12 protein-coding genes are annotated in these 13,378 nt (G+C 62.8%); 8 read left to right on the top strand and 4 right to left on the bottom strand.

All coding sequences use genetic code 11. The annotated features are described in order from the left end of the window. Positions 1–11 precede the first annotated feature (11 nt). Positions 12–2,651, top strand: coding sequence for an AAA family ATPase (locus tag AC5P6A_RS19450; protein WP_346714972.1), 2,640 nt, complete (start codon positions 12–14; stop codon positions 2,649–2,651). 3 nt (positions 2,652–2,654) lie between these two features. Next, the gene (locus AC5P6A_RS19455; RefSeq protein ID WP_495222366.1) at positions 2,655–4,001 is read left to right on the top strand and encodes an McrC family protein; all 1,347 of its coding nucleotides are present in this window, start codon (positions 2,655–2,657) and stop codon (positions 3,999–4,001) included. Between the two features lie 22 nt (positions 4,002–4,023). Here AC5P6A_RS19455 and AC5P6A_RS19460 read toward each other — a convergent pair whose 3' ends face one another. The 4 genes from AC5P6A_RS19460 to AC5P6A_RS19475 all read right to left on the bottom strand — a co-directional run bounded on the left by AC5P6A_RS19460 (position 4,024) and on the right by AC5P6A_RS19475 (position 7,402). Further along, complete coding sequence (locus tag AC5P6A_RS19460) at positions 4,024–4,392, bottom strand: hypothetical protein (protein WP_010484179.1); 369 nt, start codon at positions 4,390–4,392, stop codon at positions 4,024–4,026. A 486-nt stretch (positions 4,393–4,878) separates the two neighbouring features. Beyond that, on the bottom strand, positions 4,879–5,094 hold the full coding sequence (locus AC5P6A_RS19465; protein ID WP_204323380.1) for a hypothetical protein: 216 nt from the start codon (positions 5,092–5,094) through the stop codon (positions 4,879–4,881). A gap of 91 nt (positions 5,095–5,185) precedes the next feature. Beyond that, complete coding sequence (locus tag AC5P6A_RS19470; RefSeq protein ID WP_346714970.1) at positions 5,186–6,511, bottom strand: XVIPCD domain-containing protein; 1,326 nt, start codon at positions 6,509–6,511, stop codon at positions 5,186–5,188. A 21-nt stretch (positions 6,512–6,532) separates the two neighbouring features. Further along, positions 6,533–7,402 (bottom strand): hypothetical protein, encoded by an 870-nt coding sequence (locus tag AC5P6A_RS19475; protein WP_164144173.1) that lies wholly within the window; start codon positions 7,400–7,402, stop codon positions 6,533–6,535. Positions 7,403–7,617: 215 nt separating this feature from the next. Between AC5P6A_RS19475 and AC5P6A_RS19480 the strand changes: the two genes are divergently transcribed. From AC5P6A_RS19480 to AC5P6A_RS19505, 6 genes are all read left to right on the top strand, one after another. Next, positions 7,618–8,544, top strand: coding sequence for an XVIPCD domain-containing protein (locus AC5P6A_RS19480; RefSeq protein WP_346714968.1), 927 nt, complete (start codon positions 7,618–7,620; stop codon positions 8,542–8,544). Between the two features lie 35 nt (positions 8,545–8,579). Beyond that, positions 8,580–9,176, top strand: a complete 597-nt coding sequence (locus AC5P6A_RS19485) for a hypothetical protein (protein WP_346714967.1) — start codon at positions 8,580–8,582, stop codon at positions 9,174–9,176. A 2-nt stretch (positions 9,177–9,178) separates the two neighbouring features. Beyond that, positions 9,179–10,192, top strand: a complete 1,014-nt coding sequence (locus AC5P6A_RS19490) for an XVIPCD domain-containing protein (RefSeq protein WP_346714966.1) — start codon at positions 9,179–9,181, stop codon at positions 10,190–10,192. A gap of 185 nt (positions 10,193–10,377) precedes the next feature. Continuing rightward, complete coding sequence (locus AC5P6A_RS19495; protein WP_346714965.1) at positions 10,378–11,523, top strand: YncE family protein; 1,146 nt, start codon at positions 10,378–10,380, stop codon at positions 11,521–11,523. A gap of 143 nt (positions 11,524–11,666) precedes the next feature. Then, on the top strand, positions 11,667–12,242 hold the full coding sequence (locus AC5P6A_RS19500; RefSeq protein ID WP_019660872.1) for a hypothetical protein: 576 nt from the start codon (positions 11,667–11,669) through the stop codon (positions 12,240–12,242). A 40-nt stretch (positions 12,243–12,282) separates the two neighbouring features. Beyond that, a complete protein-coding gene (locus tag AC5P6A_RS19505; protein WP_171953341.1) occupies positions 12,283–13,347 on the top strand; it encodes an XVIPCD domain-containing protein in 1,065 nt (354 codons plus the stop codon). The last annotated feature ends 31 nt before the right edge of the window (positions 13,348–13,378 follow it).

Consider the following 13,378-nt stretch of genomic DNA (forward strand, 5'->3'; position numbering starts at 1 on the left):
AAGATTAGTGTATGGGGCGCATCAGCTCGCCGATCAAGATCGAAAAATTCCGAATCGGCTCCGAATACTCCCGCCAGGACGTTGCACAGCTTGGTGGCTTGCCCGCCCCCTCCGATATCTATGGCACCCCGTGGGCCGACGGCATCCTAGAACTCGAGAACGCTGTGTTGCTGTTCGTAACACTCGAGAAGGAGGGGGAAGCCAACTACCTCGACGTTTTCGACGGCACCGACTTCTACTGGGAAAGCCAGAATAGGAACAGTCAAAGCTCCCCGATCATCCGCAGGATCTCAGGCGGTTCGCCCACCTATCTGTTCGCGCGGATGAGGGCAAAGTTTCGCGGCGCCTCCAATGCGGTCCCATTCGTCTACTGCGGAAAGCTCGACTTCGTGGCGATGGACGGGGAGCATCCTGTTACGTGCCTGTTCGATGCGGTCGACATTGGAACCGGTCATGGCGACAGCCTGGCCGAGATCCTGCGGTGGCGCCCTAGCGTCTCCCCAACCGAGTTCTCTGCGCGCCAGGTGCGACTGAAGGGTGACGGAAAGATCCTGCCTCCAGCAACCGCAAATTCCTTCGCTGCCCCTACGCCCGCTGTGGCGAGTGGCCCGCTGATCTGGGAAGTCGTGCTCGCCGAAGGCGCCATACGCAACGGCTACATCTCAGTTGACCCCAGTTGGTCAGGCTTCGATGCAGCCATGCTGGGCCGTCCAGACGTAGCGTCAGGAAGAGAAGCTACCTTTACGTTCCCGGATGGTTATCATATCACCTCCGATTTGCGGCCCAATGGACCAGGCTCAGCTCGCATCCGCGCACGGGTTGCGCCTGCCTTTAGACGTCTTGGGGTAACGGCTGGCGATTCGCTGCTCATCATTCAAGAGACAATCGGGCAGTACCGAGTTGAGGTGCGCAAGGGCAGTCGAGACACATTTGATCTCGGTTACGTACGCCTGCGCGAGCGCTTCCTCGCACGTTTCCCCGGTTTCACCGGCTTCTCTAAAGATCAGCGTTTGCTGCGGGAGACCAGTTACAAGCGCCAGTTGGTAGAGCAGTACCAGGCGATCATGCTTCCTGCCCTGGATGGCAGACAACCAGTCGAAGTGTGGTCTGCACTGATCAAGCTACTGCGTGTGCGTGTCGGTGCTGAGAATCCGCAGCCTCAGAACGTCGTCGGTTGGAGAATCGTCGCGCAGTTGGCCGAGTTGTCGGAGGACGACCGAGTAGCGCTGGGCAGCGCGGTTCTTTCACTGCTTGCAGGCAAACGCGGCGACGCCGCGCTGGAGGCCTTCAACGAGTCTTCGTCCAACCTGAGTCCGCCGCTACAGGCTGCTGGCCAGCGGTCGCTCTCAAGCCTCCTGCTCACGCTCGAAGACTCCAAACGCTACTTCTTCATCAAGACGGGGCAGATGCGCCACGCCCTGGGACTGCTCGATCCGACCTTCGACTTCCGCAAGGGCGGAATGACCAGCGAAGAGTGGGAGCGTATTGGTGCGCTATCGCGCCGCCTCGCAGATCGCCTGTCGGAAGACGGCTGGCCACCCGCAGACATGATCGACGTGCAGTCATTCCTTTGGGTGGCCATCGCCTATGAGCGTGGCGACGGTGCAGAAGCTGAGGAGCAAGAAGATGAAGCTGTGGAACAGGATGACGACATGCAGGTGATGCGCGCTCCCTCCAACACCATCCTCTATGGCCCACCCGGTACCGGCAAGACCTATGGTGTGGTGGATCAGGCTCTGGAGATCCTCGATCCGGAGTTGCTGGCCGCCACCAAGGGCCAGGGGGCTGGCGCGCGAGCCGTGCTCAAGCAACGCTTCGACACTCTGCATGAAGAAGGACGCATCCGCTTCGTCACCTTCCACCAGAGCTTCGCTTATGAGGACTTCGTGGAGGGCCTGAAGGCTCGTGCCGGTGCAAGCGGTGCGCTCGAGTATGGCGTCGAGAATGGGGTCTTTCTCGAACTCTGCATCGATGCGCAGCACAGCAACCTGCCATACGTACTCATAATCGACGAGATTAATCGGGGAAACATCGCCCGCATCTTCGGCGAGCTCATTACCCTCATTGAGCCCAGCAAGCGGCAGGGGATGGATGAAGCGTTGTCCGTTCGCTTGCCGTACTCCAAGCAAGATTTTGCGGTGCCAGCCAACTTGCATCTCATCGGTACGATGAACACTGCGGACCGCTCGCTGGCTGCGATGGACGTAGCACTGCGCCGACGGTTCCGGTTCATCGAAATGCCGCCCCAGCCGGAGTTGCTTAATTGGGACGTCGACGGTATTCGCGTGGGTGAACTGTTAAGCACCCTAAACAATCGTATCGAAGTATTGCTCGGCCGGGATCACCTCATCGGTCATGCGTACTTGATGGGCGCCAAGGATCTGCCTGGGCTGGCTGAGGCGTTCCGCTCGCGCATTCTGCCGTTGTTGCAGGAGTACTTCTTCGAAGACTGGCGTCGCATCGCTTGGGTGCTGAACGATGACGCGAAGCCGCAGGGTGAGCGCTTCTTGCGCCAGCGCGAGTTGCAGTTGAATCGCCTGTTTGCTCCGGAGGCACAGCTCGCACCTGACACTGCCAATTGGTATATCCATGAGGCAGCGTTCGAGCAGGCAGCCAGTTACAGGGGAATTCTCGTCGGCCAGGCAGACTGACCGATGGCTGTGCTGACTGTGCGCGAGTATGCGCGGATCGGCGTTTCAGAAGGCGGTCCGCGGCAGGAGGGGCTGGATGCCGCCTTCTTCCCGCAGGCGTCCTTTGACTGGCTCTGTGGTGAGTTCGAGCGCTTGCGCGCGGGCGGAACGCCGCTCATGCAGCGCGATGGCGCACGCTGGCTGCGTCTGGACCAGTATGTAGGTGTAGTGGAATGTCCCGATGGCACCACATTGGAGGTGCTGCCGAAGCACGTTGCACATGTAGATGATGCGCTCGGCGCGAGGCGGTTGCTGCGCCGCATGCTATGCACCGTGCTAGACCTCCCACCGAGGGAAGGTAGTCCTGCCGACGTGACTCTGTTCGATACGCCATTAAATGAATGGGTCATGGGGCGATTCATCGGCGCGCTGGATGAACTACTAATGCGCGGACTTCGCTTCGACTACACACGGGTCCGCGAGGAGCAGTTGTTCCTGCGTGGTCGCTTGGACATTTCGCGTCAGCTCCGTCAGTCGCCCACTCGTGCCCACATCTTCAACATCGAGCACGATGTGTTTAGCGAGGACAGGCCTGAGAACCGGCTACTGCGCGTCGCGCTGGATCGCGTGTGTGCACGTACGCGCAACGCGGGAACCTGGAGACTTGCCCAGGAGTTTTCTACGCGTATGGCTAGCGTGCCACGAAGTACCCAGGTGGCTAACGATCTGCGCGCTTGGGGCAGCGACCGGCTGATGGCCCACTATCGTGAAGTCCGTCCGCTATGCGAGCTGATCTTGTCGGGCCAGAGCCCCTTGGCATTGGCGGGCGATTGGCGCAGCCCAAGCATGATGTTCCCCATGGAGCGGCTGTTTGAGCGCTACGTGGGCGCTTGCCTAGCGCGCCAGTTCGCGCCGGAGTGGCGGGTTGGCGGTGCAGCGTCGGAGTACCTGTGCAGCCATGGCGGGGCAAGCTGGTTCAATCTGATTCCAGATTTTCTGCTTCGACGAGGCGATGAGCTCCGCGTACTTGACACGAAGTGGAAGGTGCTGGATGCGACGGCCAGCGATGCGCGTGAGAAGTACGGGCTCAAACAATCCGACTTCTATCAAATGTTTGCCTACGGGCAGAGCTACCTGGGTGGAGCAGGGCAGATGGCGCTGGTCTATCCGCAGCACGCGGGATTCGCGCAGCCCCTTTCCGCCTTCGATTTCAGCGCCGAACTACAGCTTTGGGTGTTGCCCTTTGATTTAGAGCGTGGATTGCTGGTGATGCCTGAACACTGGAGGCCGAATGGCAACGTCTCTCCTCAAGTGAGCCCACCCGCCGCGCATAGCGGCGAGCTCAGTAGCTGGGTTCCCTTAACTATCTGAGCCGGCCGCTCATGCACACGTGCTACTCCCGCACCTGCAACCGCTCAGTCACCTGTGCAGTCAACGCCACACACGCCATCTTCAACCCTTCCATCACCCGATCCCCGAGGTACTCCTCGGGCGCACCGTTCTGCCGGGTGCGCTCCGCAGCCAGCATCAGCTCCGCCACCACGCGCAGCCCGGCTAGCGCGCAATCCGCATCAGCCAGCTGAAGACAACGCCCAGGCAGTTGATGCCGTTCAGGCCAAGGCTGGCCATCCGCAGCCGCACCGGTTCCGATGCGGTGCAGCGTGGCGACGAAGGCGTTGGGATCGACGGACGGTTCGCGCTCGGGTTCGGCGTTGTCCGGATCGTACTGCGCGTGCAGGGAACGGAAGTCCGATGTGTTCATGGCAATGCTCCGTACAGGACAGACAGCAGCGCCACCGATAAAAGTGGCGGACGATGCGAGGCTCGAAAACCGGTCAACAACCAATCCGGCGGGTCCGAAGACCCCCACGCACCGCCCGCCATGGACCGCGAACGGATTGCCAGCCGGCGTCACACGAACGTGACGCCGGCTGACAAGCGCAAACACATGGTTGTTGACCGGGTTTTCGACGCCCGTGCCACCCTGTGTGAGGTGGCATGCCAAGGTGTACTCGCATGGCTGCGAGATGCCAAGAAACCGTAGGCCGCAGAGGCCGCAAATGCTGACGCTTACGGCATTGTTGCATGGCGCACGCGCGACAGAACCCTTGCGGTGCAGCGGTTTGGGCCGTTGTTAAGCTACCGCCCCAATGTGCTTCAAAAAGTACGGTTTGCAGCCGTGTAGAATCCCAAAAGCGACACCTAGCCCGCCGAGCTGACACGTGCAGCGGGCCGATTGCGACACAGCTCAACTTTGCAGCGCCACGCCCGGCCGTGGCCACAGCGCATCGTCGCGCTCTAGGTCGTAGTCGCTGCCGAACGCCAGCGCCGCGTCGTGTGGAGGAAGGTCTGCGTAGCAGCCCAGCAGGTACTCATCCATGCCTGCGTCACCATGATCGATGGCGAACAGGTAGAGAAGCTCCTTGTCGAAAGCTTCCAGCCATGCAGGGTCGATCTTGGTCATGGTCATCCTCCCGAAGCAGGGGAGGATGACCTGGGAAGGTCTCAGGGACTGAGATCTCTGGCGCCGAGGGAGGCCGCCTCAACCTGGGCGCTCAGCCCATGCGCATGGCGTGGCTCTGCTGTTCCTGCGTACGTGCATCCAGCGCCTGCTGCTCATTTTGACGGGCGAGCTCGCGCTGATCGCCAACCACAGCCAGTTGCTGCAGCGACTCAGCCACCGGCGTTTGTGCAGCCACGGCAGTGGGCATTCCTGCACGCAGGTGCGCAGGGTCAGATAGGTCGCCTTGTACAACAAAGATGGTGTGACCCGCCGCCTGATTGGCTGTGGCGTTGCTCAGCACCACATGGTCCACCTGTTCCAGACCCTGCTCGCGTGCCCTCACTGTCAGGCTGGCGGCGAGGTTCTCACTGGTCGCGTCGAAGGGGCGGCCGTGCTTCTGGTCCAGTGCAGCGACGCCCTGGCGAATCTGCTGATGGAGGGCATAGTCCGGGCTGCCTGGCTCTATCGCCGCGATGCGGCGTCCTTCCGTAAAGAGAGGCTCGGGCTCCTGCGTAGACACCACGCGCGGGCTCTTGGCGATCTCTCTGTAGGGATCTTCAGGATGAAACTGCTTCGCCTTGACCTCGCGTTCCAGGCGAACCTCGCGGGTCTCGTTCAACGCGGAAATCTCGGCGGGATCGGTCTCTTTGGTTGTTCTATCGAGCGGGGGAACGCCCACTGTGCGGTTCCAGCTGCCGTCTTTGGCGTCGTAGCTGTGATAGTCGAACATGGTACCAATCACGTTCGGATCTACGGCGTCGCGCTGCAGGAGCGCTGCGCCCTCGAACTTGCTCAGCTCAACGAAGTAGAAATGCCCAGCGGGCTGCGGCATATCCAGGTGCACGCTGACGGCCGTCTTGCCAGCACGGAATGCGCCGGCAGCGCTGTTGTCGAGCATGTTCTGCCAGACCTTTTCGGCTGCCTGCTCGCCGCGTTTGTGCTCCGTGGACACCAGCAGCAAGCGTGGCGTCCAGCAGTTCACATTGAGGTCGTTCTTTTCGAACGAAACATCGTGGGATTTGAGCGTGCTGGTGTAGGGCAGGTTGAGTGCCAGATCGGGCCTGCCGGCCTCCATCCAACTTCTGCGCTCCGCCAGGTCGTTCCTGATCAGATCCTGGCCGAAGGCTTCTTGCCTGCGCTCGGTGAACGCTACGTTCTTCTCGTTGCCGAACAGCGTGGCCTGTTGCTCGGCAACGGCGGTTGCAAAGCTGTTGGCCACCCGGCCGGGGAGGCTGTCGTTGCGCACAACACCCAACGCAAGCAGGCCGTAGCCATCATTGTCGGGAAGCTGCGCGAGATAGTTCCAATACAGCTCGCGATTTCCCTCCTTCGCGTAGGAGGACAGGACACGAATATCCTTATCGGTAAGTCCGCTCATGATTCATCCTTGAGATGCGGTTTACGGCTGAACGCGATAGCGGCTCAGAAGATCACGCACGCTGGTTTCCAGACGCTGCCAGTCGCTCAGCATTACGCGTGCATAGTTCATCTCGATGGCGATGCTGTCGCCCACATCCACGATGGAATGGCGGCACATTGCGATCTGGCCTTCTCCGACGCGTTCAAGTGTCTTTCCCTGAGCTACAAGTCCGTCAGGAATGCGATCTGCCGGGTCGCAGCTGATGAACGTTGTCAGTTGTCCCTCCGCCGAGCGGGCCACATACCAGTCTGGCTCCATCCCCGGGTTGTGCACGTAAGGCCTGCCCAGCGCAGCCTCTGACTCCTTTGCATAGGCTTCCATCAACGATGGGTCGATCGCATACGGCGTCAGACCCCATCGCTCGGGTTGTGCAACGCGTAGCGCAAGATTCTCTACCGGGTCTCTTCGCTCCAGCGACCCCGGCGCGCTGGTGGCCTCACTGCTGGACCGACGTGCCAGATAGTTCTGGATGGGAACGCGATCGATGTACCTAAGCTCGACCAGTACCTGCCGCCGGCTGTCCTGCGTGCTGCGCACCGGGCGATCACCAGGAGGCGCTGCATCGAAATCAGGCCAGAACACAGTGAGCATGACGCCCCCATCGGCCAAGGGGCCCGTCTGGTTGTAGTAGAGGTTGGCCGGGAACATGAAGCGGTGCGGGCCAAGCCGAGCTTCCACCGGCTGCATTGTGTAGGTCTGTCCGCCCACCGTACGTGGGCTGGTTGCGGTTTCGGACATGGGGGTTCCGTTCGGGTCCTTTTCCGTGGATGGGGCCTTCGCGCAGGCGGTGGTGCTCAACACGGCCACCAGGGCGAAGGAGGCAAGCCGGCAAGCCGGTGCTCTGCTCATGGGCGATTCCCTTGCATGATCGAAACGACTATAGAACGGTGGAATGGCAAGCTCCAGTCGCTGTCGGGACCTTGCTCGCGCCCGGGTCCATTACTGCATGCTGGCTCACATATTCAGCAAGTCGCGATCGACGCCTTCTATCCCTCCACCTACCCCCGATCCCACCTATGCCATCATCCAGCCAGGACCGCAGTACCCATCAAGGCTGAACAGGCATGGAGCAGGCAACACGCTACACGGTAACCCTTTATCTGGCCGCCCCCGGCACCCCGCTGAAGAGTGGGGGCATCTCGCCGCGCGGCCATATGTACCTGCAGGTGGCCGCGGGCGACGAGGCCCACAGCTACGGCTTCGCGCCACCGCGCCACGCGCCGGGCGAAGCCCGCACCGGCGTGCAGTACGCGCAGGTGCGCCACGATGATGCCGACGAACATCTGGACCCGTACTACAGCCGCACCCTGGAAATCACTGAGGAGCATTACGGCTGCCTGCGTGATTTCGCCGAGGAACCGGCCGAGTTCGAATTCGACGTGGATCGCTCGGCCACCATCAACCGCTGCAGCGATTTCGTATGGGCGGCGCTGCATTACGCGGGCCTGCATCCGCTGCCGGCGCCGCTGGACGGCGGCAGCAACCTGGGCGAGTTCGCGGTGCTGTTCAACCTGCCGGAAATCCAGTGCATTGCTGCGCCGTTCCCGGGCAGCGATCTGAATGCCGAAACCCACCACGCGATGCCCGAGCGCGAGGCCGAACATCATCGCCAGGGCGACCGTGCCAGCGATGAGCCGCCGCCGACGCCGATTGAAGTGGCCGGCACGCTGCTGGACCCCTCGCATCCAGACCACCGCCTGTTCTCGCAGCTGATCCAGAAAGTGGCCGAACTCGATGCCGCGCACGGGCGCCCGTTCGATGCCGCCAGCCAGCGCATCAGCGCCAGCTTGCTGGTGCTGGCCAAGCAGAACAATCTCTCGCGCGTGGACCACGTGCTGCTCAGCCGGCCGACGAAGAGCAGCCATGCGGCGGAGAGCATCTTCATCGTGCAGGGGGACCGCAACGACCCGGGGCACCGCCGCGCCAGCATCGCCACCGAGGTGGCGGCCAAGACCGATGTGGCCGATTCGCTGCGGTTGAAGGAGCAATGATGCGGCCACTGCGGCGGAGGCTGGTGTTACTGGCGATGCTGGGCGCGCTGGCGGCATGCCGTGCGTCACCAGCGCCGGAGGTTGCGCCGCCCCTGCTGACGCGCGCACAGGCCGAGGCGCGCACGGTTGTGCCGCTCACGCGGGCCGTGCAGTTGCAGAAGGCCGGTCGGATTGCCGAGGTCACGTTTGATTTGCCGGCGCCCCAGAAGCCGGCCATTCCGATCCTGAACATCGGGTTGCGGCTGCAGGATACCGATGCGCGACGGCTGCTGGATGCTTCGGAGAAGATCACGCTGGGACGGCTGCCAACGCGGCTGCGCCTGGAGCGTATTGATGGCGGTGCACCTGGTCCTGTGCAGCTCTGGCAGCGTACTCGCGATGGACGCGATTCTCAGAAAATCGGGGAGGATGGCGTGGTAACAGACCTGACGACGGGGAGCGTGGACATCAACAGCTTGGCCGAGGCCGGGTTGTACTCTGAAGACGTGCTCTATCGCACGCTGCAGTTGGCGCAGGTCGGAGGCATTGCACCCGGGCGCTACGTTCTGCGGGTCGACCTTGTGGAGGATCGACCCCAGCTGAATGGCCTGAAAGCAGAACTGATCGTTGGCTACCAATCACTAGGAAAGTAGACATGCACAAGGACGATGCCGAACGCTACAGCGTAACCATTCATCTGGCGGCCCCCGGCACGCCGCGCTACGGCCGTGATGCTGAGGGAAACAGGTTTCTGCTGGAGCCATCGTTCGCGGGGCACATGTTCCTGTCGCTGCGCCGTTCGGGTGAACCCTTCCCGGAGAGCATGGGTTTCACCCACGCAGGCACCAAGGACGAGCCGAACAGGGGCAAAGTCGATGACATGGATGTGTTGGTCTACGACAAGCCCCGCTTCGAGCGCACGATCGAGATCAGCAAGGAGCAGTACGACCGCATCCTCGAGTTCTCGGCTGATCCGAAGAAGCACGGCTTCGACATGAACTACGACTTCTTCTCCAACGCCTGCACCGATTTCGCATGGGGTGCCCTGAACCACGCAGGGCTGCGCCCGGTGGGGCTGGCCGGGGAGATCACCAACTACGAGGGCGCTACCAGGGTCCTGGACAACATCCGCGCCGTCAATGCCATTCCGCAGCAGGTGAAGGGCAGCGAGCTGGACAAGGTGCAGTGGAACCCGATGCCGAAGCAGACGTTCCGCGAGTGGATGTTCACCGAGAACGGCGAGCAGTGGCGCGGCAACAGCGTGCTCGCGGCAAGCGGCACGCCCGCAGACCCGGCGCACGACGATCATGCCCGCCTCAACCAGATCCACCAGCAGGTGGCCGACCTCGGCGCTTTCGGTGCACGCAACGGCAATGTCAGTGCCAGCCTGCTCGCGCTGTCGAAGGAGCAGCAATTCTCGCGCGTGGACGAAGTGGTGCTGGGCGAGCAGCGCGGCGATACCGCACCGAAGCTGTTCATCGTGCAGGGTGACCGCAGTGACCCGGCACACCAGCGCGCCAGCATGCCGGCGGATTTGGCTGCGCAGGCACCGGTGGAGGCCTCGTTCGATCGCGTCGCGCAGTTGCAGCAGAACGAGCCGCAGCGAGACGCGCAGCGCCTGCAGGAGGAGCAGCAGCTTCAGCAGAGCCACGGTCCACGGATGGCATAGCCGCGGGCGCAGCATCGAGGTCGAGCGTCGGCCATGCCCGCGCCGGCGCACGTCACGCCCCCCACCTGCTACCATTCCCCCGCAACCCCAGCCAGCCCACCCCGCGCAGACAGATGCGGGGCGGGCCGTCGCAGTACGGCCCAGCGAGCCAGGACACCCTCCCGTGCCCATTCAAGGACGCTCGCATGTTCCGTACTCCTCTCTTCCGCTCGGCCGCCCTGGCCGTTGCCGTTTCGCTCAGCCTCGGCGCGCCCTCGGCCTTCGCCGACAACGCTCCCGCCGCCAGTGCCACCGCCGCTGTGCAGCGCCAGGCCGTGGCCAAGGGCCTGTACGAGCTGGCCTACAGCCCGAAGCAGAACGCCGTGTTCGTGGCCTCCTCCGGCGGCTTCGGCGATGACGCCGGCCCGGCCCAGGTGCTGCGCCTGAACCCGGCCACGCTGGCCGTGGAAACCCGCATCCCGCTGGAGCGCAAGGCGTTCGGCGTGGTGCTGGACGACGCCCACAACCGCCTGTACGTGGGCAACACCGTGGACCTGTCGGTGACCGTGGTCGACACCGCGCAGAACAAGGCCGTGGGCACCATCCAGTTGATGGAGAAGAAGACCGGCAAGGACGGCAAGGCCGCCTACACCCACGACCTGCGCGAGCTGGTGGTCGACAGCGCGGCCAACCGCCTGTACGTGACCGGCCACAGCAGCCAGCCGGACGTGAGCAGCGTCCTGTTCGTGATCGATACCACCACGCTGAAGGTGATCAACACCATCGACGGCCTGGGCAATGCCAAGGCGCCGGGCCTGGCGCTGGATGCGGCCAACAAGCGCGTCTACACCAGCAACCTGCTGGCCGACCTGGTGGTGGTGGGCACCGATTCGAACAAGGTAGTGGCGCAGCACAGGATCGCCGCCGAGCAGCCGATGAACATCGCGCTGGATCCGGCCGGCAAGCGCCTGTTCGTGACCGACCAGGGCTCGGAATTCCTGCGTGGTTACCAGGCCAAGAGCAGCGGCCTGGTCAGCAAGCACCCGGGCCAGCGCGTGCTGGTGCTCGACCGCAGCACCGGCAAGGAACTGGCCAGCATTCCGACCGACGCCGGCCCGCTGGGCATCCTGCTGGATGCACCGCGCAAGCGCCTGTACGTGACCAACCGCGAAGCCGGTACGGTGACCGCCTACAACAGTGACAGCTACCAGAAGGTGGCCACCTACACCGTGCCGACCCACCCGAACAGCCTGGCGCTGGATGCGAAGAACAACGTGCTGTTCGTCAGCATCAAGAACGGCGAGAAGGATGACAAGGGCGCTGACGAGAGCGTGGCGCGCATCCAGCTGTGATGCGCTGACGCTGGGCTCGCCCGGCAGCGTGCCGCATGAAGAAGGCAGGGTGCAGGCCCTGCCTTCTTTTTTGCCGGGTTGCAGTGCCGAGCGCCAACCCGCTAGGGTTGAACCCTAGGGCAGGGAGCCAAAGGATCTGAATCATGCTGGGTATCCACCGCTGGCTGCGCGCCGGCCTGATCTTCACGCTGGCGGGCGCACTCGGCGCCTGTAGCAGCCGCGTACCGGATGCGCCGGAGCCGCTGGATCTGGTCAAGCCGATCGACGTGGCCGGGTCCGGCCAAGCGGTGCGGTTCGAGTTCGAGACGAATGCCCGCAACTTCTATCCGGGTCGTCCCTATGTTCTGGATCTTGAAGTGCAGCGACATGGACCCGGGCCTGACAGTGAGCCTGACATGGACAATGTTCATGTTCCCTTTCAGCTGTCCCTGCAGCGCTGGGTCGCAGGTGCCTGGCAGGACGTTGCAACGTCTGATGTCTATCAGGCACGGGCGCGCAATCTGGGTGAGCCGCTCCCCGAATGGCATGAGTCGGCAGACTGGCGTTACGCGCAGCAGGTATCGATGGACGCCAGCCGATACAGGTTGAGCATCGTCACGCTGCCGATAGAAATGGGTGCCCGCTACCGCCTGGATGTGCGCACGGTGCAGCCCACCGCTGCGCTCCAGCATTACCCGGCGCAGCTGCGGGTTCATGCCGACCCACTCTCTGGAAAATAGACGTCATCCCACTGCTGGAAGGAACTGAAGGATTTTTCTTATGGATAAGCCGCGCTACACCGTAGAAATCGTCATTGCCGCACCTGGTACGCCGTTGGTGGACGAGAGAGGTGTACAGAAAGTTGTGGACGGGGTTCCGCAGACATCCGGGCCCGGACACATGTTCTACGTGCTCCATGGGCCGGACAAGACCACGCGGAGTTTCGGCTTCGCGCCTACGGAGCATGGAAGCATGAACGGGCCGGGCGAGGTCATGAAGACCGATGCGGTCGAGTACAGGAACCCGCATTACAGCCGCACGCTCGAGATCAGCGAGCAACAGTACAGAAAGCTTGAGGCCTTCGGTGCGCACCCGGATAAGTACGGCTTCGATCTTCAATACAAGGACGTGCGCAACAACTGCGTGGACTTCACCTGGGAAGCCTTGAACCACGCAGGCATCCAGCGGAAAAGCAGCATCGACGTGAACGCGTTGGGAGGTCCCGCTGGCCAGCTTCTTCCGGATGTTCGCATTCCTCTTGACATCAAGGGGGCGGGCAAGGACGCATTCCGGCCGCTGCGCAACATCCACGGTGTGGACAGCATTGATCCGCCGTTTCCGGACAGCGAGCTCAACCAGAGGAAAACCAATCCCATGCCGGAGCGCAGTCTCAAGCAACACATGCTGAGTGATGCTGAGGGCATGGGCGAACGAAGCGGTGATCGTCTGGCCCGGCACAGCAACGACCCGCTGCTCTCGCAGATCCACCAGGGCGTAGCCCGGCTCGATGCAGAGCGGGGCCGTGCCTTCGATGCCACCAGCGAGAACATCAGTGCCAGCCTGTACGCGCTGGCCAAAGCCAATGGCCTGACCCAGGTTGACCATGTGCTGTTGAGCGATCGCACTGCGCAGCCCGACGCTGCGCAGAACATCTTCATCGTGCAGGGCGAGCGCAACGATCCGGCACAGCTGCGCGCCAGCATGCCAACAGCGGTGGCTGCGCAGACACCGGCAGAAACTTCGTTCGAGCGTGCCGAGCAGCTGTCGCAGTCTGCACAGGTGCGTACGCAGGATGAGCTGCAGCAGCGCCAGGTGCAGGAGCAGTCCGGTCCGCGCATGGCCTAGCGCAGCAAGCGCCACGGCGAGCCGCCGTACT

It is taken from the genome of Stenotrophomonas sp. YJH_SMC_20, assembly GCF_059367845.1.